Annotated in this window: 18 protein-coding genes and 1 tRNA gene; 6 read left to right on the top strand and 13 right to left on the bottom strand. The window is 44.1% G+C overall.

Annotated features, from left to right (window positions below; translation table 11 throughout):
- Positions 1 to 19: 19 nt before the first annotated feature.
- Complete coding sequence (locus AC3WJC_RS05615; protein WP_492398090.1) at positions 20 to 1930, bottom strand: tetratricopeptide repeat-containing sensor histidine kinase; 1911 nt, start codon at positions 1928 to 1930, stop codon at positions 20 to 22.
- A gap of 627 nt (positions 1931 to 2557) precedes the next feature.
- Between AC3WJC_RS05615 and AC3WJC_RS05610 the strand changes: the two genes are divergently transcribed.
- Positions 2558 to 3031, top strand: coding sequence for a hypothetical protein (locus AC3WJC_RS05610; protein WP_492398089.1), 474 nt, complete (start codon positions 2558 to 2560; stop codon positions 3029 to 3031).
- Between the two features lie 10 nt (positions 3032 to 3041).
- On the opposite strand, the gene AC3WJC_RS05605 is transcribed toward AC3WJC_RS05610, so the two are convergent.
- From AC3WJC_RS05605 to ligD, 4 genes are all read right to left on the bottom strand, one after another.
- Positions 3042 to 4643 (bottom strand): tetratricopeptide repeat protein, encoded by a 1602-nt coding sequence (locus AC3WJC_RS05605; RefSeq protein WP_492398088.1) that lies wholly within the window; start codon positions 4641 to 4643, stop codon positions 3042 to 3044.
- A gap of 66 nt (positions 4644 to 4709) precedes the next feature.
- Positions 4710 to 5465, bottom strand: coding sequence for a DUF72 domain-containing protein (locus tag AC3WJC_RS05600; RefSeq protein ID WP_492398087.1), 756 nt, complete (start codon positions 5463 to 5465; stop codon positions 4710 to 4712).
- Complete coding sequence (locus tag AC3WJC_RS05595) at positions 5465 to 5902, bottom strand: hypothetical protein (protein ID WP_492398086.1); 438 nt, start codon at positions 5900 to 5902, stop codon at positions 5465 to 5467. The genes AC3WJC_RS05600 and AC3WJC_RS05595 overlap by 1 nt, the downstream gene beginning before the upstream one ends.
- 2 nt (positions 5903 to 5904) lie before the next feature.
- Positions 5905 to 8643, bottom strand: a complete 2739-nt coding sequence (gene ligD, locus AC3WJC_RS05590) for a DNA ligase D (protein WP_492398085.1) — start codon at positions 8641 to 8643, stop codon at positions 5905 to 5907.
- 373 nt (positions 8644 to 9016) lie between these two features.
- Here ligD and AC3WJC_RS05585 point away from each other — a divergent pair, with 373 nt between their 5' ends.
- Genes AC3WJC_RS05585 through AC3WJC_RS05575 form a run of 3 tightly spaced genes read left to right on the top strand, consistent with a single transcriptional unit; the run spans position 9017 to position 13865 of the window.
- Entirely contained in the window at positions 9017 to 11725 is a 2709-nt protein-coding gene (locus AC3WJC_RS05585) for a TonB-dependent receptor (protein ID WP_492398084.1), read from the top strand.
- A gap of 33 nt (positions 11726 to 11758) precedes the next feature.
- Complete coding sequence (locus AC3WJC_RS05580; RefSeq protein WP_492398083.1) at positions 11759 to 12790, top strand: hypothetical protein; 1032 nt, start codon at positions 11759 to 11761, stop codon at positions 12788 to 12790.
- Position 12791: 1 nt separating this feature from the next.
- Positions 12792 to 13865, top strand: a complete 1074-nt coding sequence (locus AC3WJC_RS05575; protein ID WP_492398082.1) for a phytase — start codon at positions 12792 to 12794, stop codon at positions 13863 to 13865.
- 189 nt (positions 13866 to 14054) lie between these two features.
- On the opposite strand, the gene AC3WJC_RS05570 is transcribed toward AC3WJC_RS05575, so the two are convergent.
- From AC3WJC_RS05570 to AC3WJC_RS05535, 8 genes are all read right to left on the bottom strand, one after another.
- Positions 14055 to 14870 carry a helix-turn-helix domain-containing protein gene (locus AC3WJC_RS05570; RefSeq protein WP_492398081.1) on the bottom strand — a complete coding sequence of 272 codons (816 nt, stop codon included), beginning with the start codon at positions 14868 to 14870 and terminating at the stop codon, positions 14055 to 14057.
- A 51-nt stretch (positions 14871 to 14921) separates the two neighbouring features.
- On the bottom strand, positions 14922 to 15959 hold the full coding sequence (locus tag AC3WJC_RS05565; protein WP_492398080.1) for an SDR family NAD(P)-dependent oxidoreductase: 1038 nt from the start codon (positions 15957 to 15959) through the stop codon (positions 14922 to 14924).
- A 279-nt stretch (positions 15960 to 16238) separates the two neighbouring features.
- Positions 16239 to 16320, bottom strand: a tRNA-Leu gene (locus AC3WJC_RS05560).
- 110 nt (positions 16321 to 16430) lie between these two features.
- A complete protein-coding gene (locus tag AC3WJC_RS05555; protein ID WP_492398079.1) occupies positions 16431 to 17834 on the bottom strand; it encodes an undecaprenyl-phosphate glucose phosphotransferase in 1404 nt (467 codons plus the stop codon).
- 252 nt (positions 17835 to 18086) lie between these two features.
- The gene (locus AC3WJC_RS05550; RefSeq protein WP_492398078.1) at positions 18087 to 19409 is read right to left on the bottom strand and encodes a nucleotide sugar dehydrogenase; all 1323 of its coding nucleotides are present in this window, start codon (positions 19407 to 19409) and stop codon (positions 18087 to 18089) included.
- An 86-nt stretch (positions 19410 to 19495) separates the two neighbouring features.
- Positions 19496 to 20431 carry a KpsF/GutQ family sugar-phosphate isomerase gene (locus AC3WJC_RS05545; RefSeq protein ID WP_492398077.1) on the bottom strand — a complete coding sequence of 312 codons (936 nt, stop codon included), beginning with the start codon at positions 20429 to 20431 and terminating at the stop codon, positions 19496 to 19498.
- Positions 20432 to 20512: 81 nt separating this feature from the next.
- Positions 20513 to 21286 (bottom strand): 3-deoxy-8-phosphooctulonate synthase, encoded by a 774-nt coding sequence (gene kdsA, locus AC3WJC_RS05540; protein WP_492398076.1) that lies wholly within the window; start codon positions 21284 to 21286, stop codon positions 20513 to 20515.
- Between the two features lie 66 nt (positions 21287 to 21352).
- On the bottom strand, positions 21353 to 22570 hold the full coding sequence (locus AC3WJC_RS05535; RefSeq protein WP_492398075.1) for a BaiN/RdsA family NAD(P)/FAD-dependent oxidoreductase: 1218 nt from the start codon (positions 22568 to 22570) through the stop codon (positions 21353 to 21355).
- Here AC3WJC_RS05535 and AC3WJC_RS05530 point away from each other — a divergent pair.
- Positions 22569 to 23195, top strand: a complete 627-nt coding sequence (locus AC3WJC_RS05530) for an NADH-quinone oxidoreductase subunit A (RefSeq protein WP_492398074.1) — start codon at positions 22569 to 22571, stop codon at positions 23193 to 23195. The two genes, AC3WJC_RS05535 and AC3WJC_RS05530, sit on opposite strands and share 2 nt — an antisense overlap.
- Entirely contained in the window at positions 23185 to 23667 is a 483-nt protein-coding gene (locus tag AC3WJC_RS05525) for an NADH-quinone oxidoreductase subunit B (protein ID WP_194102738.1), read from the top strand. Before AC3WJC_RS05530 ends, AC3WJC_RS05525 begins: the two co-directional genes overlap by 11 nt.
- Positions 23668 to 23691 lie beyond the last annotated feature (24 nt).

The raw sequence follows: 23691 nt of genomic DNA, 5'->3' as shown, positions 1-23691 counted from the left end.
TATTTATAATTAACTCCTATTACTGAGTTGTTGCACCAAAAGTAAAAGAAAAGGTTGTTCCTTTACCCGGCTCACTGCTTACTTCAATAGTTCCGTTATTGGCCTGTATAAATTCGTACGACAGCATTAAACCCAGGCCGGTACCTTTTTCACCTTGCGTACCATGCTGGCTGGTATTCAACCGCCTGAATATAAAATCCACCTGCTCCTGCTCCATGCCTACGCCATTATCTTTTATGTAAAAACTGGGTTTTATCGAAGCGTTTTCGGCAATGCTGCCTATCATAACATAACCGCCGGTAGCGGTAAACTTTATAGCGTTTGATAACAGGTTACGCACTATAAAATCAAAATGATCGGCATCGCCATGTATCATCAAATCATCATCAACCCGGGTATTAATGATGATCTGCTTATCGGCGGCGGCGTTTTTAAATAAGCGTACGTTTTGCGCCACTATATCTGCCGGGTTAAAATTTACCGGATTTACCTTGTTGCCTTTTAGCTGCAATTGCCCCCAGCGCAATAGTTTGTTCAATACATCGAGCGAAACATCGCAGTTATGCTGCAGTTCGTGCACCACCTGGTTACGTTCGCTAACAGTAAGATCATCATCCTCAAGCAACAACAAAAAGTTTTTTACCGTGGCCAGCGGTGCGCGCAGGTCATGCCCTAAAACCGAGAACAGTTTGTCCTTACTTTCATTATTAGCCCGCAGGTCGGCGTTAAATTGCTTTAACTTTTCGTTGTAACTTTTTACACGGGCATAAAATATAATTACAATAACCAATATGATCATAACGCCGAGGGTTATAAAAGCAATCACCCATTTTTGGCCGCGTTGTTCATTGGTTAAGTATTTCAGCCTTTCTACATTGGCTTTTGATTTTTGCAGGTCATAACTTGCCTGTAAGTTGCCTATCTCGGTACTGCTGGCCAGACTGAAGATACTGTCGCTAATAGCCCGTTCACGCTTGGTCACCTTTAGGGCTTCGGCATATTTACCCTGCTGCTCGTACAGTGCAGTCATTTGTTTTAGGGTTTCAATAGCTACTTTGCTGGCGTGCTTTTGGTAAGCAAGCGTTAAAGCTTCTTTAAGATAGGCTAAGGCTTTACCGGGTTCTTGTTTACTGTAGGTACCGGCAAGGCCATTCAGGGTTTGCAGCTCACGCAGGTAATTTTTAATAAGCCTTGCTTTTTTGAGTGAGTTGAGCTGTAATTGAGCGGCATGTTTAATATCACCTTTGCGCGCATAGGCCATGCCGAGGCCGTTAAGCAGGGTTACATTGAGGCCCGCGTATTGGGGCTGATCACTCAATGCAATACCTTTTTCATAATAGGCAATGGCCTTATCAATTTCGCCGGTTTGCGCATATAACAGGCCCAGATTATTATACACATATAAGGTAAGCCCCATTACCGGCAACTTGCGAGATAGAGTCTCCGCAGTTTTAAGGTAGGTTAGCGCTATATCATATTCCGTTTGCCCCAGGTATGCCTCGCCCAATGTGATATTACACTCCATAATACCGCGGGTGTTTTTAGCGGCATCGTGCATGCGCAGCGCCTTGAAGAAGAACGAGGTGGCGGCATCAAAGTTGCCTTGCCGCATTTCAACCACACCCAGCCTGATGGTTTCGTCGGCAACGCCTACTTTATCATTCAGCTCTTCGTAAACCTGTATAGCTTTTAAATACTTTTGGCGCGCACCCGAAAAATTTCCCTGATTTTCATTTATGATGCCTAAGTGGTTCAGCATAACAGCTTCTCCTCTTGGCTGATGCAACTTTCTGCTTAATTCAAGTCCTTTTTTAGCATAAAAAATTCCGGAGTCGGGCATTGAAAACCGGTAATAAATAACCAGTTTTTCATAATCAGCTACTGTTTTGGGTTGTGCCGATACATATAATGCAGCAGATGTTATAAACACAATGGTTGTAACCAAACAACAAACTGCAAACCTCTTTATGGTAGCTATATATCGCATCAACATAATCGTGCTACAAAAATAGTTTTTTAACGCAAACTTTATTTTTCATACACAAAACACATCATAATGAATAATTTTCTATACACAACATATTGTTAACATAGTCAAAACACTGCTTAACATTAACTTAATCTATTGGCATAAATCTTGTATAATTTCAACTACCTATAAAAAATTATGAATGATGTTTTACCTTACATTTTTAATACCGGCTACATTGCTGGTAATGGCCTTTAGGCACTATCAAAATTTTAACGCTAAAATTGGTTCAGGAAAAGTGGTTGAGATCATTAGCGGCCGAAATAACTATCAGTTATACCTATGTTTAGGTTGCTTTTGCACATTGGCACTTATCATGTTCAAACTTTCGCAGTTACCTTCAGTTTATCAGCTTCCCTGATCATACTGAACATTGGAATAACGCCATGGTTAACAAATAACCATGGCGTTTTTATTTAAGCCCTAATTATTTCTAACTACCTCAGTATTTTGCGATTTTGGTGCAATATGAGCTAACAACCGATATAATATTGTTAAAAACAGGCAGTTATTATTAAATTTGCATTGATGACCGATCTGAACGAATACGAATGCGAGTTATTAGATGTTATGCTGGAATCATTCGGTGTACCGGATAGCTTAACCCGCCGGCAGATCTTGAGTCTTTTTGATCAGGATGAAGCTACCGCGTTTGCCATGGTACAGGCGCTGATACGTGAAGACCTGGTAGTAGCCTCGGGCAGTTATGGCGAATTTGAGTTACCCGAAAAGCTGATATTAAAGCCTAAAGGCGAAAAGTTTTTGAAGGACGGCGGTTTTACCCGCCGTTACCAGCAGGAACAACGGCGCACCAATGAGGTGGGCGGCACCCTTGCCAAACTGCAACAGCAAAACATGAAGTTACAGAACGAGCGGCTGGCCAATCAATCACAGGTTATAGATCTTCAAAAAAAAGCAGCGGCCATTCGCATTCAGCTTTACATCAGTTGGGTGCTTATCGTACTCGCTCTGCTAATCGGGTATTTTATAGGCCACAAATAAATAGCACTTTTCAGGCTATTCTCTTTATAAAATCCTGCAGGCTCTGCCCTTCTTCCAGATTTAGTTTTTTACGCAGGCGATAACGGGATATGCGCAAACTATCCTGAGAGATACCCAGCATGGTTGAAATATCCGCCGAGCCTAAATTCATTTTTAACAGGGCCAGCAAACGCATATCGGCGGAGTTTAAACCGGCAGGATGCTGTTTCAGGCTATCGAAAAAGTTTTCGTGCACCTGCTCAAACACCACCCGGAAATCTTCCCAGTTCTTATCATGACTACTGCTGATCTGGATCATGTTCATCAGCTTTTTAAGCTCACGCCGCTGGTCGCGCTTGTCGTCTTTGATCATTACATTGAGCTTCTCCTTCAACTCATCAAGCAGTTGGTTTTTTTGGATGATGTTTAGCGTATGCGTGGTAAGCTCCTTGGTTTTTAATTCGAGGGCGCTTTTAAAGCTTTGCTGGCTTTGCTCATTTAACCGCTGCTCATTTTTTATCTTGAGCCTTTGCCTGCTTATTACACTGGCGGCAAGCAACACCACCAAACCCATAATAACCGTAGCCCCGATAGCGATGATACGGTTGGTGATCTTTTCGCTTTCAAAGCGGCCAATGGCATTATCCTTTTGCTCTATCTCAAACAATGTTTGCAGCAAGGCTAACTGCTTCTCGTTATCCTCGGTATATATTTTAAGGAAGATGGTACGTCCTGCTTCGCTATAATAATAAGCGCTATCGTTTTGATTAAGTAGATTGTAGGCTTTTGAAAGATCACGATAGGCACTCCCCAGTTGATACTGATCGCTATGCTTTTTAGCCAACCCGGCAGCGGCATAGGTGTAGGGTAAGGATTGCCTGTACTTTCCTGATTTACGGTATACATCACCCAGGTTATTGAGCACCTCTATCTGCGCCAGCATATTGTTGCCCGCTTTGTTGATCTGCTCGGCCAGCCTGAAATATTTGAGTGCCGAATCAAGCTGTAACTTATCCTCGTGCAGGCTGCCCAGGTTCTCGTATATTTTAGCGATACCGCTTTTATTGCCAGCCAGCTTAAACTCGCGCAAGGCTAACTGCTGGTAGCTGACTGCCTTGGCATAAGCATTGGTTTTTTCAAAGGTTTGGCCTATAAAACCGTAAGTATTGGCCGTTCCGTTATGATGATTGAGTGCCTTATAGAGCTTTAACGACTCCATAAAAACCTTGGTAGCCGCCGCATACTGCCGGGCATGGTAATAGGTTTCGCCAATGCTGTTCAGGTTGTCGGCAAGTTTTAGCTTATCGCCAAAGGTGCGGAATACCTTATCGGCCTTATAATAATTATCAATAGCCTGCGAATAAGCTGTCTGGTAATAAAACAATTCGCCAATTTGCTGATAACATAATGCGGCACTCATCTGATCGTTAATGGCAAGCGCGTGTGTAAGTTTTGCTTTGATGGCGATAAAAGAGGCCTGCGGATTTTTAACAGATGCTATGCTCTTATTTTGAGGTGTATCATCAGTATGATCCTTACTGTAAGCATCAAAAACATTTATCAGCATAAAAATCAGCATTATGGTATAAGCCGAACTATTAAATACTAACCTGCTGATTTGCTTTTTGTACATTACCTCCGTGAGCGATATTCGCCTAAAGGTAGTTTAGCAGTATTAAGCTAATGTTAACTGTACAGTTTAAGCGTTAAAAACAAGATCATTCAGCGTAAGTAGGTTGTTTACCGCATCGCCAACAGTGTTGTTAAAGTAGGCATACACTGTTTTATCATGATCCAGCCATTCGTTAATATAGGAAGCGTATTCTGCCAGATACGCATCGTTGTAACTCCCCCGGTAACCCCCTTCCGGGCCATGGAAGCGCAGGTACACAAAATCTGTTGCCGGCTCTTGTAAGGGCGTAGCCGAAGCAGGCAGATCATGAATTACCAGGCTTGCGTTAAAGCTATCAAGCAATTCAAAAACGTTATCCGTATACCAAGATTTGTGCCTGAATTCAACCGCTACTTTCCAATCATTACCGCTTTCCTGTAACACACTTAACAGATATTGCAGCCGGTGTGTACTGCCAACCTGAAGTGAGGGCGGAAACTGGATCAGCAGGCACCCTTTTTTTTCACCGGCCTGTTTAATCACATCCATATAACGCACAACATCAGCCGGATCAAATTCCAGGCCTTTATTGTGCGTTATCTGCTTCCACAACTTGTAGGTAAAGCGAAATTCATTAGGTACGTCATCAGCCCATTTACGTACCGTTGAGGGCATAGGCAGCTTATAAAATGTACTGTTCACCTCTACGGTGTTAAACAGGCTGGCATAATAACATAACCGGCTCCTGTCCTTAAAATCGTCAGGAAACTGCAGCTTGTTCTTCACCGGCAATACCACATTACTGGTGCCCGAATAAAAATTTTTAAGCTTATTTGCCTGCATTATTTACGGAGTGCCTTGATGGTTAAAGCGGTAACTATGCCGCCAAACAGGTAGTAAGCTACCGTCATGCCGGTTGTTTTTGGGGTTTTGGTTACCGGCGCATCACTTAACCCTATCTTCTCAGGCAGGGTTACCGCGCCTAAACCCGCGGCAAGGCCTAATGCAGCCCCACGTACAAGCAGGTGTTTCTTTTTACCTAAGCCTATAGTACTGTAGTAAAGCGCATTGCTTATTAAATCACCCCCAAGGGCGGCTGCATAAAGCTTGTCTCCGCTTAATCGTTTGCCGTCTGCCGCTTCAATGGTTTTGTTAATACCTTCTTCGCCAACCAGATCAACGCGTGGTGCATCATGGTCAAAACGCTTTAGTGTTTCGTGTAAAATATTCAGAGCGACTGCGCCTGCTATACCGCCTATAATGTTTTTAATGTTATACATGATTATTTAAATATGGTTTGTGCTTTTTTTAATGTTTTTTCCAGATCAATACCTTTGCCTAACGCGCCTTTAAACAGGTCGCCGGTTTCCTTGAGCCGGTCAACGGCGTTATTAATATGAAAATCGCGCATGGTTAAGCCGGGCTTAACTTCATCCCAACTTAACGGCATAGATACGGTGGCTCCGGGTTTTGGACGTAAAGAATATGGGCAGGCAATGGTAGCGCCCGGCCTGTTCTGTAAAAAATCGAGATACATATTACCTTTCCGGTTGCTTATCATGCGTTCTAGACTGGTGTAATCGGGGATCTGCTCATGCACCAGTTGAACGATCAGCTTGGCAAACATTTGCGACTGATCGTAATCATATTTCGCATTCAGCGGTATATAAATATGTATGCCCGTTGAGCCTGATGTTTTCGGGAACGATGGCACGCCGATAGCGTCCAGCACCTTGTGTACCTCCTGCGCGGCCTCTATTACCTGGTCAAAAGTATTTTTATCCGGATCAAGATCGATCACGCAATAGTCCGGGTTATCGGGCGTTTTCACCCTGCTGAACCAGGGGTTCATTTCGATACATCCTAACGATGCCATCCACAGCAGGTACGATTCATCCGACCCTACCAGGTACTCTTTATGTTCGCCATCACTGGTTGTATACGGGAAAGTTTTGGTCACCCAATCTGGCGCTTTGCCCTTTACATCCTTTTGATAAAAACTTTTGCCATGGATGCCATTCGGGAAACGGTTAAGCGACATCGGCCTGTCAACCAGGTAAGGCAAAATATATTCTGCTACACGATAATAATAGTTAAACATATCGCGCTTGGTAATGCCATCTTCGGGCCAGTACACTTTACTCAGGTGGGTAAACTTAATATCGTGCCCGCAAATTTTGCGCACCTGCGTTTCATCCTTCGGGTTGAGCAGCGTTTTACGATCCTTATCCGCGGGCGGTTTTATAGCTTGATGCGATGACGCTTTAGGCTTATCATCGGTTTGTTCAACAGTTTCCCCGGTATCTTTTGGCATTTCAAGCACAACCTCTTTAGCTTTTTTGTCAACCCGCATACCTTTAAATGATGCCTGGCGAAAAACGCCCTCGCTGGTTACTTCGGCAAAGTTGATCTCGCAAACCAGTTGCGGTTTTAACCAGGTTGGCTTGGCCCCCAATCGTTGTGGCCTGAAACGCGATGGCTTATCTACATCCGGCTCCACATCAAACGGAACCTTGTCTGTTATCAAAGGTTTAAACTGCTCCATCATCTCTTTTTGCAGTTTATCCGAAAAGCCGGTGCCTACCTTGCCCGCATAGCGCAATGTTTTACCATCATATACGCCCAATACCAGTGCGCTAAACGCTTTTGAGGTGCCAGCGTTCTTGGTAAAGCCTGCTATAACCACCTCCTGACGGCGCTGTACTTTTATCTTTAGCCATTCTTTCGAACGAAGGTCAGAAGTATAAACACTGCTGGCTTTTTTGGCGATAATGCCTTCCAGACCGATCTTTTCAGCCGCCTCAAAAAACTCAACCCCATTTGCGGCGAATGATTTACTCTGACGAATGCGGTCATCATCCGCCGGAATAACAGACTGCAAGATAGCCAACCGCTGTTCTAAAGGCAGTTGGGTTAAATCCTTCCCCTCGTACCACAAAATATCAAACACGTAATACACCAGGTTGCCATCCGCCTCGCTGCGCCAGTTTTGAAGCGCGCCAAAATCGGATGTGCCCTTATCGTTCAACACCACTATCTCACCATCAATTACCGCATTGATCTTCCAGTCTTTTAACAGCTTATTGATCGGGTAATATTTATCGAACGGGATATTATTGCGTGATATCAATTCTGCACCCTTATCATCAATTACCGCGATAGCCCGGTAACCGTCCCACTTTACCTCGTACAACCAGTCTGGGTCATCAAACGGTTCATCAACCAGGGTAGCCTTCATGGGCTTGATCTTAACAGGGGCCTTTGATTTGGGGGCTGACTTTAGCAGATCATCAACATTCAGATCCGGCTTGGCACTCTCCTGTGTTTCTTTTTCCAACTTATCATCAGCCATGGCAGGTTGCTGCTTTTTGGCCGTAGACTTTTTGGCGGATTTTTTAGGTTGCTCTACATCTTCCTCATGCCCGTTCTGCCAAACCTTGTCGCTGGTTTTTTCCATCGCAGCTATGGTTTTGCCGGACAGTATCGACTTATCAAGTTTGGTAACATCCTTTTTTGAAGCGAATCCATCCTTATGCTTAATCAGCAACCAACCATTTTCGCCCATGCCATGCGTTTTTACCAGGGCAAACTCACCCTGCAACTTTTCGCCATGCAGTTTTATTTTTAAGGACCCTTCTTTAAGTTGTTTAAGTAAGTGCTTTTCCTGCGCTTTTTTTCCTTTTATTTCTTCAATAGGTTCGTAGGTACCCTCATCCCAAACAATAACAGTACCGCCGCCATATTCACCTTCGGGTATGATGCCCTCAAAGTTCCGGTAATCAAACGGGTGATCCTCCACCATCATGGCCAGCCGCTTGGTTTGCGGATCGGTTGAGGGGCCCTTGGGTACCGCCCAACTTTTGAGCACGCCATCCATCTCCAGCCTGAAATCATAATGCAGACGGCTGGCATCATGCTTTTGTATCACAAACATCAGGTGGTCTTTATCCTTGCTGCGGCCGGCTTTTGGCTCGGCAGTTTTGTTGAAATCCCGTTTTTTGGCGTACTCTTTAAGGCTCATGGCTTATTTACCTTTAATTGATTTATTTTCTGAACAATTAAAAAGGGCGTTAAGTTTTGGCGCATCACAAGGCTTCATTAATTAATACAATTTTTTAACTAGGTATAAATACAGGCACGATTAGTTATTAGTCTGTCTACCCCATAAAACATCGCAAATGTTAAAACTATCCTAACCTACCCTTAACGTAAACTTAATGGCTTGATATTTATATTTATAACATTGAATATCAGGTAATTATTTTGTTTTGTTAACGCTTGTACACGCTTTGTTTACGCACCCAAAAAGCATGTATACGTTTTGTAACATCCATAATATTACAAATGCGCTTTGGGCAGATAATCTTTGCTGCATCAACTCACAGCGATAATTTATGGAATTTAAAAAACTACTATTTTTAGTGCTTTTAATATGCGGCAGCAGCATGGCTATGGCTCAGCGCGGTATTATTAAGGGCAAGATCAGCGGGCAGGCCGGCGAGCCGCTTGCGGGGGCAACGTTACTGGTAAACGGCACAACCAGCAGTGCCGCTGCCGACCTTAATGGCGAATACCAGTTTTATGTAAACTCGGGCAACCTTGCCGTTACCGTTCGCTACCTAGGCTATAAGGATACGGTGGTAAATGTTACCGTAACTGCCGGCCAGTTAAAGGTGCTTAACATTATGATGCAAAGCCGCCAGGCAACCTTGCAGGATGTGGTGGTTACCGGTTATACCGAAGGCCAGGCCAAAGCACTTAACCAGCAAAAAAATGCCGACAATATTAAAAACATCATCGCGGCAGATCAGATAGGCAAATTCCCCGACCCTAACGCCGCCGAGGCCTTGCAGCGTGTACCGGGTGTAAATATCGAGCGCGATCAGGGTGAAGGCCGTTATGTATCCGTACGTGGTTTGGCACCGCAATTTACCAATACCAGCATCAACGGTGAGCAGATCCCTTCGCCGGAGGCTGACGTACGTTATGTTGCGCTGGACGCGATCCCGTCAGATCAACTGGCATCCATCGAGGTTACCAAAGCCCTTACTCCTGATATGGATGGCGACGCGATAGGTGGCTCCATCAACCTGATCACCCGTACCGCCCAAACAAAAGCTCCGGCTATTTCGGGCGTTATTGGCGGTGGTTATAATAACCTGATGAAAAAGGGCAATGTACAGGGCCAGTTGCAATACGGCCAGCGTTTTGGTAAAAACGAAAAGCTGGGCGTGTTGTTCAATGGCAACTATTATCAAAATAACTTAGGCTCGGATGGGATAGAACGTGCCATTAATGACAATGAAGTTGAACTGCGCGATTACGAATTGACACGTACCCGTTTGGGTTTAAGTTCTTCGCTTGACTATCGCTTTAATAATCATCACGAAGCCTATTTCCGCACCATTTACTCACGTTTTACCGATCGTGAGTGGCGCCGCCGTTATGTTTTTAAACCCAGCGACGAGGAAATTGAAAAGCTGACCAAAGACAGGTTCGAGGCGCAATCGGTGCTGTCACTAAACGCCGGTGCGAAGCATACCTTTAAAAACTTTTTGCTGGATTACGAAGCACAATACAGCTATGCTGAACAAAACACCCCCTTTGATAACGAAGCGGCATTTGTAGCAGGCATCCCAAGCACGCTAAACTATACCGATACCCGTTATCCATCCATCAGTACCGATGAGGATTACACCAATAACTCACGCTACGAATTTGACGAACTGGGCATGGGCAACACCCTCGCTAAAGACAAAAACCTGACCGCTAAATTTAATGTAGGCATCCCCTACAAAATTAACAACAGCGCGGGTTTGATAAAATTCGGTGCCAAAGTCCGCTCTAAAGATAAAAGCTACAGCATAGTACAAAACACATTTGAAAACCTGGGCGGTGTACCTAACCTTAATGAATTTGAAGGCAAACCGGTTAAGGATAAATTCGCATCAGGCAGGTACGCGATGGGCAACCCGCTGGATGTTACAAGCCTGATACGCTATTTTAATGCCAACCCATCACAATTTGAATTGCAGATTGCTGACAAGGCGGCTGATGAAGCGCTGGAATCATTCAAAGCATCAGAAGATGTATTTGCCACTTACCTGATGGGCCGCCAGCAGTTCAATAAACTGATGGTGCTGGGCGGTGTGCGTTACGAGCGTACCAAAGTTGGTTACGATTCAAAAGACGTGATCATAGCAGCTAACGGCGATCTGGAAGCGATAAGGCCGGTGACGGGCAGCAGCGTGTACGATTTTATATTGCCGCAGTTACACCTCAAATATGAGCTGGATAAATTCAGCAATCTGCGTGCAGCGGTAACTTACTCGTATGCCCGTCCTAACTTTTCGGAGATCATCCCCTCGCAGGAAATTAACCGCGAAGACCGTTTGGCGACCATTGGTAATGCCGATCTTAAACCCGTTAAGGCCATCAACTATGATCTAATGGGTGAGCATTACTTTGGTTCGGTTGGTATCGTATCGGCCGGCTTGTTCTACAAAAAGCTGGATAACTTTATCTACCGCCGCACCATATTTAATTCGCCTTACCCAACAACCGGTACGCCTATCATCCAGCGTATTGATATTACCCAATCGCAAAACGGTAATGATGCCGATGTGCTGGGTGCCGAGATCGCTTTACAACGCAGGCTCTCGTTTATTCCTTTTCTGCGCGATTTCAGCATATACCTTAACTACACCTATACCCACTCTAAAGCCCGCATCCAAAGCCGTGAGGCTAACGAGGATAATGCCAACGCGCAAGAAGAGATCAGACTGCCGGGGCAGGCAAACCATGTAGGTAACGCCTCGCTGGCCTATGAGGGTAAAAAATTCTCGGCCAGGCTATCAATGAACTTTAACGGTAGTTACCTGTCTGAACTGGGCGGCGTTTCAAGCGAGGATATCTTTATCAACAAACGTATGCAGTTAGATGCTACAGCGGGTTATGCCATCACCAGCAAGTTCCGTTTGTTTGTTGAGGCGCTTAACCTAACCAACCAGCCATTGCAGGCTTACCAGGGCACTCCTAACCAGTACATACAACGCGAGTTTTACTCGTACTGGATGCGTTTTGGCCTCAAGTTCAATTTATAATACAGCTATCATTTTCAATAAATATTACCGATAATGAAAATATTAAGATATTTCATATTGCCTGCGTTTTTAGTAGCATTAAGCGCTTGCGATAAACGTAACGATAACGTGGTTGACCCTAACGTGGGCGATGCCTTTCCGCAGATCATCAACTTTGCCGATGAGGGCGATGGTGGCCTGGAGGACGGAGATAAATTCAGCTTTAAACTGGCGCTGATTGACCGGGTTGACCCCACAGGCGAAAACCTGGATGGCACGGTAGTTCCGCTAAGTAAAGGCGTAAGGGTAAACTTTGAGGTAACCGGCTTTGAGGGTTTCAGCAAATTATCTGATTATATAAAGGATGCTACCGCTTTTTACGAGATTGACGATTGCACCACATCTGAAGATAAGGATATAGACCTTAACCTGACTTTTGATGTGAATACGGGTAAAGGCAGTGTTGATTTTCCGGCGGGCGTTGAGGAAATTGAGATCGAGTTTGAAACCGATGATAAACTATTTGATGATGATGTACTCAACACCACCAACCGTAAAATTGAGATACAACTAACCGGCATTAGCGACGATAGCAAAAAAGTAGTAGTAAACACTGCCAACAAGTTTGAATATATGGTATTGGATGATGAAACGATACACGGCGAATATGAACTTGATGTTGATGATGCCGCGCAATTCGGCAGGTTTGTAGCTTTGTTTGGCCTGATAAACGAGGATGTAAAGGGCCTTAAAGCAGCAGATGTTGATGAGATAACCATTGAGTTTGCCTACGATAAGTTTAAAGCGGTAGTTAAGCTGAAAGAAACAGAAGAAGTTGATGATTGCGGCGAGGTAGAAACCGTTAACAAGGAGATAGAAATTGAAGGCGGCCTGGAAGAACTGGACACCCAAACGCTTGCGGGCGCTATTGAATTTGCCGATGATATGGAGCAGGAAGATGGCTCGGAAGCGGAATTCAAATACAGCGGCGATTTTAAAATAACCGGTAAAACGCTTGCACTTACCTTAACAGGTGAGTACAATGATGAGGAAACCGAAGAGATCACCTTAAACCTGAGCAAATAATATGAAGAGTTATATAAACAGCATAATATTGGCAGGCGGCCTGGTGGCCATAACATCATGTGGAAACAATGCTTCAAAACAAGCTGCCTCGCAAGCAACCGATACAATAATTAAGCCTCTGTATGTAACCGAAAAGGTGATGTATGATACCGACGACCCGGCGATATGGATAAATCCGGCCGACGCGTCGAAATCGCTGATAGTAGGTACCGATAAGGATGAGATAGGCGCGTTGTATGTATTTGACCTGAAAGGAAAGATCATAAAGGACAAAGTAGTAAAAGGCCTCAAGCGCCCTAACAATACGGATATAGCCTATGGGCTGATGCTCAATGGCAAGCTGACAGACATTGCCGTGGTTACCGAAAGAATGACGCATAAGCTGCGCGTATTTTCCCTGCCGGATATGAAACCGGTTGACAATGGCGGCATCCCTGTTTTTGAGGGTGAGGATGAGGCGGCAGGCTTTCGTGATTTGATGGGGATAGCCCTTTACACCAACAAAGCAAAAGAAATTTACGCCATTGCAGGTCGTAAAACAGGCCCCACAACCGGTGGCTATTTGTGGCAGTACCTGCTGACCGATGATGGTACCGGCCATGTTAAGGCTACGCTGAAACGCAAGTTTGGTAAGTACAGCGGTAAAAAGGAAATAGAATCCATAGCGGTAGATAACGAGATGGGCTACATCTACTATTCTGACGAACAATTCGGCGTGCGCAAATATTACGCGGATGCTACCAAAGGCGATCAGGAACTTAACTTGTTTGCCCAACAAGGCTTTACCGAAGACCACGAAGGCATCAGCATTTACAAAACGGGCGATACTACGGGCTACATCCTGGTGTCTGACCAGGCAGCCGGACAGTTCAAGGTGTTTGACCGCGCGGGTAATAATGCCTTTATAAAAAGCCTGCATGTATCAACCAGCAACAGCGATGGGTCTGACGTGGTATCCGTACCCCTGAATGCCGACTTTAAGCATGGCCTGTTTGTAGGCATGAGCGATGATAAAACCTTTCAGCTCTACCGTTGGGAAGATTTGGCGGGGAAGGATTTGAAAGTGAATGATTGATTTTTAGTTTGACCATAATTATGATACTGGTCAAACTCATATAAAAACAAAAAACCCGATCAGTTGATCGGGTTTTTTCATGTATAGGTTTCGACTCAATCTCTTAAACAATGTCGATATTATGCGAGATGCCTGCCATTTAAAAGCGTTTGATAAACACAGAATATCCCAGGGAAAGTCGATCTGGTTTTATTTAGCTTTTGACAATTCACTTGGCGTAAAACCGAATTGTTTTTTAAACGCATGTGAAAAATGTGAGAGATTTTCAAACCCCGTTTCTAAATATATTTCAGAAGGTTTGCGCTTCTTTTCAGCCAATTGATATCGGGCAAGTTCAAGCCTCTTTTGTGTGAGCCATTTTTGAGGCGTGGTGCCATACATTTTTTTAAAATCACGCTTAAATGTTGTCAAGCTTCGCCCCGTTAAATAACTAAATTTTTCGATTGGCATATTAAACATATAGTTACGCTCCATAAACTCAACCAGGTTAATTTTATGTGGCTCAGAAAAATCGGATAAAATATGATCCATATCACTTTTTATGGATCTCAATATGGCTATCGCCTCCTGTATTTTCAACTCCGAAAGTTCGCGCGGCAACTTATACTCCAGGTCAAAGTAAGGAAGCATAGAGGCGAAGAAACTGTTTAATAATGGCCCTTGGGGCAACGGAATAATGGCATCACTTTTAAACACTGTAACAGCATCAATTTTTTTATGCTCGTAAAACACTTTCAAGACATCTTGAGTCAGCTTTACAATAATGGCCCTGTAGGGCAAACCGTCTTTTTCGGTTTTGATAAGCCTGGCCAAGCGGTTTTTAGGGAACAAGAATGTTTCCCCTGCTTCAAAAAGGTAAGCTTTGTTAGATTCGATTACTTTCAATTGGCCTGATAATACCCGAACAATAGAATGCTCCTCCGCAATCAGTTCACTATTTTGGTGTACTGCTTCGCTGCAGGTAAATACAATTTCTGCATAATTATTTATTTGCCGTACTGCCATAATACAAAATTAACAAATAAGGCTCAACAGTATGAGCCCTATTTGTTTTGTTTATTGAATATTAAATTTTGTATCAGTAAGTTCCTCACTCAAAACCCAAAGCTTTTGTGCAGCATCCGGTTCCAGGGCAAAACGTGCCACACCGAACGTACCGCCAGGGCTGCTCTTCCCTACACTATTGTCGTAGGCATCGGGATTGTAATCGGCAACTTCAACATCTTGCAGATAAACACCGCCTATATTTTGCAATAACGGACTTGTAGCAGCCCATACTGTGGTGGCAGCCCCCTGCTCTTTAGTTTTAGACATTTTTTGCATTGCTGCCTGGGCTTCTTCATTGGGTGTGCCGTCAGCATTTACGGCACCTAAAGTAACAAAATCTTCAAAGGTCAGGTGCCTGCTGAGATTGGTCTCCAATATTAAACCGGGATGCAGCGCATATGCACGGACACCGAACGGACGTGCTTTTTTATCTAATTCAACAGTAAACAGCACGTTAGCCGTTTTAGACTGGCCGTACGCCTCAAATTTATTGTATTCCCTTGTCTGATAATTAACATCATCAAAAAGTACAGGAGAATAATGGTGTGCCGAAGAGGAAACCGTCACCACCCTTGCTCCTTCTGTCTTCTTGAGGGCTTCCCAAAGTTCTGCTGTCAGTTGAAAATGCCCCAAGTGGTTGGTAGAAAACTGTGCCTCATATCCACGGTTGTCACGTTGTAAAGGTGTCCACATGAGGCCCGCATTATTGATTAATATATTCAGCGGCCTACCTGATGCCAGGAATTTTTCAGCAAACGAAATAATAGAAGCAGGTTCCATTAAGTTCATTGGCTCCACTTCTACATTAGCAACTCCCTGAAGATTTAATTTTGCTTTTTCAGTATCCCTGGCCGGTACAATTACTGTAGCACCTGCCTTAGATAACGTTTTGGTGATTTCCAGGCCAAGACCTCCGTCGCCGCCTGTGACAATAGCAATTTTTCCATGAAGATCCACTCCTTTTATAACGTCAGATGTTGTAGATGCTGCGTTGAAGCCTGAACCTACCGGTTTTTGTAAAGCTCCATTATAATTGTTTTGTTCCATTTTATTAAAATTTATGAAAGCAAAATTAGCCGGTAAAGCATTAAGGTGTTTTGTTATAAAGACCGAAAAACTTTGTTTTAAAGACCATGGAATTAAGTCAGTGTGGTACTGGAATTGCGATGTATAAAAAAGACTTTTGAACTTTTAATAATTGGCTATCTGAAATCGAGCCCATAAGTTTTTAGAATATATTATTTAAAACCAGAAGCAATTAGATAACCAAATGCTATTAAATTAAAAAACCCTTCAAAAATAATATTGAAGGGTTTTACTTTTAAGTGCGGAAGAAGGGACTCGAACCCCCACGCCTCGCGGCGCCAGATCCTAAGTCTGGTGCGGCTACCAATTACGCCACTTCCGCATTAGGATTTTAACAGGCTGCAAAGATAGCTTTATTTACCTATTATTAAAATACAATTTTAACTTTTACGGTAACTTACTTATTATCTTGCTATTATTTTTTTGTACAAGTTAGTAGGCATTCTCTTCTCCCCTTACCGCATTCCAAAAGGTAAGGAAGATAATCTTCAGATCAAGCAGGAACGACCAATTTTCCAGGTACCATACATCAGCTTCAACACGGGCCATCATATCCTCAGTGGTCTTGGTTTCGCCGCGCAGGCCCCTAACTTGTGCCCAGCCGGTAATACCCGGTTTTAAAAAGTGGCGTACCATAAAACGGTCTATCAGTTCAGAGTATTCTTCGGTATGCTTTAACATGTGCGGGCGTGGCCCTACTACAGACATGTTACCGATCAACACATTGAAAAACTGCGGCAGTTCATCCAAACTGGTTTTGCGCATAAACTTACCAATCTTGGTTATGCGGTCATCATCCTTGGTGGCCTGGCGCTTGTCCGAATCGTTATTCACCTTCATACTGCGGAATTTATAGCAGTTGAATGATTTATTATCACGCCCCGAACGTGCCTGCACAAAAAATACCGGCCCCTTTGATTGCATTTTGATAATGATAGCCAGTATGGGGAACAGCCAGCTAAACACAAACAAAATGATGAATAATGAGAATCCAATATCAAAAAACCGTTTGATAGCCCGGTTCAGGATGTTCTCCAAAGGCTCCGGGCGTATAGATATTACAGGGATATGCCCAAAGCTCTGTATCAGCGTAGGTTTGATACCGTAATCATGATAATCCGGTATAAACTTAAAGCGGATCAGGTTTTTATCGGCCTCGAGCATCAACTTTTCAATTTTTTGCGCTTCGCTGCTGGGCAGGGTACAAAATATCTCGTCGACCTGGTTACTGATGGCGTAGTTTATAGAGTCGTTGGTGCTTCCTAAATACAGTGCTTCGTCACGCAGTTTATTGGGGTTATCATCAAAAAAACCTACCACACGGTAGCCACGGCTTGGGTTGAGGTTAAAAAAGTTAGCCAGATCATTACCGATACGCCCGGCACCTATAATTATGGCACTGCGCGAATCAAGCAGTAAAGCACGATCGCTGCGGCGTATGCTCAAAAATATCAGCTTCCAAAATCCTAATAAAAAGCCAAATAAAGCAAGCGAGTAAAATAAATATTCGCGGGTAATAAAGTAAGCCTTTGTACCGATGAGGATAATGATGGTGAAGCAAATAAAGCTTACAAACAAAAAATAGGTTTTGATCAAGCCTCGGTATGTGCGTATAGAATCCTTGTTTAGCACGTGCTCATACAAGCCGGTTATATTGGCGGAGAGTAACCAGATCAGGTTAAATACCAGTACAATTGGCAGATAATTTTTATTACTGATCCACGAGATGTATGATTTATCCTCTATCAGATATGCGATAACCATACTCAGATTCAATATAATGTAATCAATGGTCAGGTTGATCGCTTTAATAAAAGTAGTATACCTATGAATCATAGAAACGGATAACTGTAAATTAGACAGCTAAAAATTATTAACTTTTTAATATATAAATACTAATATTATGAATTTTTAGCCGTTATGCGAACAAAATTAAGAAAATTAAATTCACGTACTAATAAAATGATAGAAATTAACCTTATCCATATAAGCACAATGTTTAATTAATATTTAATCAACATACACTGCTTTAAACAATTGAATTAATTTACTATAAATATAATTATTTATGAAATAATATAATTAACGCTACAACCTACCACTGATGATATTTCTGTCCAGCAAGCCTTTCAGGTCATACAAAACAGCATGTTCATTCCGTTTCAAATCATTATAATCAAGCGTTAAAAACTCGTTGTGCGCAACGGCCACTATAATGGCATCATATTTTTGTTTTAACTGCTGTTTATCGGCAATGGTTTGTATGCCGTATTCGGCTTTCACGTCAGCCGGGTTGGCCCATGGGTCATACACCTCATAAGCCGTTTCAAACTCATCCAGCACCTTAACAATATCAATTACACGGGTATTGCGTACGTCCGGGCAATTTTCTTTAAACGTAAAGCCTAACACCAAAACATCCGCGTTTTTTACAGGGATATTGTTCTTTACCATCAGTTTGATCACCTCCAGTGCCACGTAAGTACCCATGCCATCGTTGAGCCTGCGACCGGCCAGTATTATTTCAGGATGATAGCCCACCTCCTGTGCTTTTTGAGCCAGGTAATATGGGTCAACACCGGTACAGTGTCCCCCTACCAGCCCGGGTTTAAACTTCAAAAAGTTCCACTTGGTACCGGCGGCTTCAAGCACATCATTGCTATCTATTCCTAATAAATTAAATATTTTAGATAGCTCGTTCACAAAGGCGATGTTGATATCACGCTGGGCATTTTCAATCACCTTACTGGCCTCGGCAACTTTAATGCTGGGTGCTTTGTGCGTACCTGCCGTAATAATGCTGCGGTACAGCTCATCAATAAAATTCGCAACTTGAGGTGTCGAGCCTGATGTTATTTTGAGGATATTGGTCAGCGTATGCACTTTATCGCCCGGATTAATACGCTCCGGCGAATAGCCGGCAAAAAAGTCCTGATTAAATTTCAATCCCGAAACGCGCTCAAGTATCGGCACACAAACCTCTTCGGTTACGCCGGGATAAACGGTTGATTCATAGATCACCACATCACCCTGCTTTAACACCCCTCCAACGGTTTCGCTGGCTTTTTCTATCAGGCTGAGATCCGGGCGGTTATGTTTATCAGTTGGAGTGGGTACGGATACGATATATACGTTGCAGTTACTTATGTTCGCACTATCCGATGTAAGCTGTAAGGCATCATCATCTTTATTTAATACCGATTGAAGCTCATTCGGGTTGATCTCCAACGTACGGTCATGCCCCCTGCGCAGCTCGCTAATGCGCTCGGCACTGATATCAAACCCCCAAACCTCGTATTTTTTAGCAAACTCCACGGCAAGCGGCAACCCTACGTAACCTAAGCCAATAATAGCTATCTGTACCTTTTGCGGGGGCGAAAAAATAGATGCTGTAGTAACGGTATCTGTCATTTACAAAAAAACTATACTGCGATAACAGTATTCAGGTTGAATAAAAAAGTAACTAACCCATAAATACGGGTAGCGTATATTTTGTTTTACTGGTTGTATATTTGGTATACCCCCTCGATAGCGCGGCTTACGGCATCGCCTACCAAAACCGTGGTGATCTTTTTATCGATCATTAACTGCTCGGCATTGCTCATCAGTTCGTCGCTGCTGATGATGATGGGCGATGTTGTCATGATATCCGCTATCTTTAAGGTTGTGGTATCGCTGTTCCTGATCAGCGCACGCCGCAAGTCGCCATCGGTAACAATACCCTCAATAGTCGCGCTGCTGCCTACCATTACCATACCCAAACGCCCTGCCGACATGCGCATCAGCAGATCGGTAAAGGATGCATCCTTATTAATATAAGGCAGGTTATCCGTCCGCATAATGTCTTTTACCTTGGTTAATAACTTTCTCCCCAAGCTACCGCCGGGATGAAAGCGGGCGAAATCCTCATGCTTAAAGTTACGTGCTTCCATCAGCGCTATGGCCAGGGCATCGCCCATAACCAGCATGGCCGTGGTAGATGAGGTTGGTGCCAGTTCAAGCGGACAAGCCTCGCGGGTTATTTTAACGTTAAGGTGATGGTGGCTGTTTTTGGCAATGGTTGATGCAGGGTTACCCGTGATACCTATAATGATATTGTTATGCCATTTCAGGAATGGTATGAGCTTCAGCACCTCGTCCGACTCGCCGGAATAAGAAATCAGCAACACCACATCGTGCTCACTGATCATCCCCAGATCGCCATGAAAAGCCTCTGCCGGGTGCATATAAAAGCTCGGCGTACCTGTGCTGGCCAGCGTAGCCGCTATTTTTTTACCGATGAGGCCGGATTTACCTATGCCGGTAACAATAGTTTTGCCACTGCTGCCGAGTATGGTGGTAATAGCCGCGTCAAAAGCGTCATCAAGCAAACCGCCTACATTCGTAAGCGATTCTATTTCGATATCAAATACTCTTTTGGCGATGTTTTTCATTCGTCTTGAACCAGTCTTGAACCGGAATTTATAGAATTATGGAATTCACAGATTTTGCTTTGCGGATTGTATCTGTATTATTTATACCAGTGTTGACATTACTTTTTCCAGGTCTTGGAGTTTGAGCATGTTGGGGCCGTCGCTTAGGGCATTGTCCGGGTCGGGGTGTACTTCCATAAAGTAACCATCGGCACCAAATGCTTTTGAGGCAAGGGCCATCATGGGTACAAAGGTACGGTCGCCGCCGGTTTTGCCGCCTGCACCGCCCGGGCGCTGTACCGAGTGGGTACAGTCCATACAAACGGGGTGGCCAAAAGCCTTCATGTCATATATATTCCTGAAATCAACCGCGAGGTTATTGTAGCCGTACATATTACCACGCTCGGTCAGTATTACCTGGTTATTACCGGCCTCAATTACTTTTTGGGCAGGATAAAACATATCGGCACCCGAAAGAAACTGTGCTTTTTTAACGTTCACAATTTTACCGGTTTGCGCGGCTGCAACCAGCAGATCGGTTTGGCGGCATAAAAAGGCGGGGATCTGCAATACATCAACTACCTCACCTACTACTGCTGCCTGGTGGCTTTCGTGAATATCGGTCAGTATCGGCAAACCAAAGCGCTCTTTTACATTATTCAGCATCTCCAAACCCTTCTCCAAACCCGGACCACGGTAAGAATGGATGGATGTACGGTTAGCCTTATCAAACGATGATTTGAATATTACTGGTACATTGAATTTTTGCCCTACCTCGGCAACCTTTTCGGCAACGGTATACAGCAGTTCCTGGTTTTCCATAACACAGGGACCTAATATAAAGAACGGCTTTTGCCGTATTTGTTCAAACAACATAATATTATATTAATATTAGCAAAGATGATAAAATTCGGGCCAATTATAAATTTTTGCCAATTTGGCTTACAATGCCTGCGCTATAACAAAACCGCTTGCCCATGCCCACTGAAAATTATAGCCACCCAGCCAGCCGGTTACATCAACACATTCGCCGCCAAAATACAGGCCGGGTACTTTTTTAGCCTCCAGCGTTTTGGATGATAATTCATCGGTTGATACACCGCCGCGCATCACCTCGGCTTTATCATATCCCTTGTCTCCTGCAGGTTTTACCTTGAAATTATGCAGCAGGTTTTCTATCAGATCAAATTCCGCCTTGCTTAACGATGCCAGATTTTTTTGCACCGGCAGCCTGTCGGCCAATGCATCAGCAAACTTGCGGGTAAACAGCCCGGATAGTAAGGCCAGCAAAGTTTTTTTACCGTTGGTTACACGTTCCTGCTGTATCAGTTCTGTTATGTTTTGAGTAGGCAGCAAATCGATATAGATAAACTCACCGGGTTTCCAGTACGATGATATTTGCAGTATAGCCGGGCCACTTAATCCCCAGTGGGTAAACAGAATGTTCTCCTCAAAGCTTGCCTCATCATTCCATACCCGGCAGAAAATACTGTTGCCTGATAGTTTCTCATACCAGGGCTGATCCTTACCGGTAATGGTTAACGGTACCAGCGCGGGTGCCGTTTCAGTTACCATCATGCCAAACTTGCGTGCTACGCGCATCCCGATATCCGTAGCACCCAGCTTAACAACCGGCAAGCCGCCCGAAGCCATAACCACTTTTGATGCGGATATTTTTTGCTCACGCGCATGGCGTTCATAGGTTATTTCAAAGCCACCATCTTTTGTTTGCTCAATGGTTTTTACGGTAGTATCATACCATACCTGCTGCTCTAAATCGGCACAAAGGTTGGCAAACACGTTCACCACATCTCGGGCTTTATCGGTTTCCGGAAATAGCTGGCCAAGCGTTTTTTCTTTTCCGCTGATGCCGTAAGCCTCAAAAAAACTGATAGTATCATCCACCGTCCATTGCGCGAAGGCCGATTTGCAGAAGTGCGGGTTTTGCGAGATGAACTGCTGCGCCGAGGCGTACAGGTTGGTATAATTACACCTGCCGCCGCCGCTGATGAGTATCTTGGCACCGGGGCGGTCGTTTTTTTCCAATATCAATACACGCTTGCCTAAAAAGCCGGCTTGCACGGCACACATTAGTCCGCAGGCGCCCGCTCCAATTATTATAGCGTCAAAATCTGTTTGTTTTATTAAATTTGCTGTCATGCACGAGGTTTCGCAAATATCCGAATTTGGCAAGATACTGATATTTTTAATTGTCGGTTTTTTAGCCGTTGGCTTAACCTTTTTTTTGAACAAGTTGCTGTCAAGGCAAAATCCGAACGATTTAAAGCTGTCATCCTACGAGTGCGGCGAAGAACCAACCGGCAGTGCCTGGCTGCCCTTTAACTCCCGCTTTTACGTTATAGCCCTCATATTTTTGCTGTTTGATGTGGAGATGGTGTTCGTTTTTCCCTGGGCTACGGTATTCGGCAACCATGAGCTGATAGCCGCTGATAGCCGCTGGGGATGGTTCGCGCTTGCTGAAATGTTTATATTTTTAGGCATACTGATATTAGGCCTGGTTTATGTTTGGCGCAAAGGCGACCTGGAATGGATAAAACCCAAAGTCACTCTGCCAAGCAGCGGTGTAAACATCCCTGCCGCTTTGTACGAAAAAATAAACCTTGAACAAAGTGTTTACCAGGTAAAGCCATTTAGTATCGAACCCATAGCTGCCGAACCTGCCATTGTTGCTGCACCGGCCGCTGCTACCGCAACTACTGCCGAAGCCCCTGTACGCAAACCTATGTTTAAACCAACTTTTAAAAAGCCCGGAAATGACGCCTGATTTAACGAACGAAAGTGGTGGTTTAGTAGTAACCAAAATGAACGACCTGCTCAACTGGGCACGTATGTCATCCCTATGGCCGTTGAGTTTTGGTATTGCCTGCTGCGCAATCGAAATGATGGGCTCCATGGCATCAACGTACGATCTGGACAGGTTTGGCGTATTCCCACGCCCATCGGCACGCCAGGCAGATGTAATCATTATTGCGGGCACCGTTACCTTTAAAATGGCCGAGCGCATTAAACGCCTTTATGAGCAAATGCCCGACCCTAAGTATGTTATTTCCATGGGTTCATGCTCCAACTGCGGCGGCCCCTATTGGCAGCATGGCTACCACGTAGTAAAAGGTGTTGACCGTGTGATACCCGTGGATGTTTACGTACAAGGCTGCCCCCCAAGGCCCGAAGCTTTGATTGGCGCTATACTGGAGTTACAGAAGAAGATTGAAACCGAGCAGTTGGTTAGGATATAAAACATTGTTGCTGACCTAAAACCA

It is taken from the genome of Mucilaginibacter sp. FW306-07-L (genome assembly GCF_058782065.1).
Note: the sequence above shows the minus strand (reverse complement) of the source record. Positions and strands in the feature narration are given on the sequence as shown.

What these genes read in the sequence shown, in the direction of transcription:
- AC3WJC_RS05610 (WP_492398089.1), top strand. Translation starts at nt 2,558, where the DNA reads ATGACCGATCTGAACGAATACGAATGCGAGTTATTAGATGTTATGCTG.
- AC3WJC_RS05605 (WP_492398088.1), bottom strand. Translation starts at nt 4,643, where the DNA reads ATGTACAAAAAGCAAATCAGCAGGTTAGTATTTAATAGTTCGGCTTAT.
- AC3WJC_RS05600 (WP_492398087.1), bottom strand. Translation starts at nt 5,465, where the DNA reads ATGCAGGCAAATAAGCTTAAAAATTTTTATTCGGGCACCAGTAATGTG.
- AC3WJC_RS05595 (WP_492398086.1), bottom strand. Translation starts at nt 5,902, where the DNA reads ATGTATAACATTAAAAACATTATAGGCGGTATAGCAGGCGCAGTCGCT.
- ligD (WP_492398085.1), bottom strand. Translation starts at nt 8,643, where the DNA reads ATGAGCCTTAAAGAGTACGCCAAAAAACGGGATTTCAACAAAACTGCC.
- AC3WJC_RS05585 (WP_492398084.1), top strand. Translation starts at nt 9,017, where the DNA reads ATGGAATTTAAAAAACTACTATTTTTAGTGCTTTTAATATGCGGCAGC.
- AC3WJC_RS05580 (WP_492398083.1), top strand. Translation starts at nt 11,759, where the DNA reads ATGAAAATATTAAGATATTTCATATTGCCTGCGTTTTTAGTAGCATTA.
- AC3WJC_RS05575 (WP_492398082.1), top strand. Translation starts at nt 12,792, where the DNA reads ATGAAGAGTTATATAAACAGCATAATATTGGCAGGCGGCCTGGTGGCC.
- AC3WJC_RS05570 (WP_492398081.1), bottom strand. Translation starts at nt 14,870, where the DNA reads ATGGCAGTACGGCAAATAAATAATTATGCAGAAATTGTATTTACCTGC.
- AC3WJC_RS05565 (WP_492398080.1), bottom strand. Translation starts at nt 15,959, where the DNA reads ATGGAACAAAACAATTATAATGGAGCTTTACAAAAACCGGTAGGTTCA.
- AC3WJC_RS05555 (WP_492398079.1), bottom strand. Translation starts at nt 17,834, where the DNA reads ATGATTCATAGGTATACTACTTTTATTAAAGCGATCAACCTGACCATT.
- AC3WJC_RS05550 (WP_492398078.1), bottom strand. Translation starts at nt 19,409, where the DNA reads ATGACAGATACCGTTACTACAGCATCTATTTTTTCGCCCCCGCAAAAG.
- AC3WJC_RS05545 (WP_492398077.1), bottom strand. Translation starts at nt 20,431, where the DNA reads ATGAAAAACATCGCCAAAAGAGTATTTGATATCGAAATAGAATCGCTT.
- kdsA (WP_492398076.1), bottom strand. Translation starts at nt 21,286, where the DNA reads ATGTTGTTTGAACAAATACGGCAAAAGCCGTTCTTTATATTAGGTCCC.
- AC3WJC_RS05530 (WP_492398074.1), top strand. Translation starts at nt 22,569, where the DNA reads ATGCACGAGGTTTCGCAAATATCCGAATTTGGCAAGATACTGATATTT.
- AC3WJC_RS05535 (WP_492398075.1), bottom strand. Translation starts at nt 22,570, where the DNA reads ATGACAGCAAATTTAATAAAACAAACAGATTTTGACGCTATAATAATT.
- AC3WJC_RS05525 (WP_194102738.1), top strand. Translation starts at nt 23,185, where the DNA reads ATGACGCCTGATTTAACGAACGAAAGTGGTGGTTTAGTAGTAACCAAA.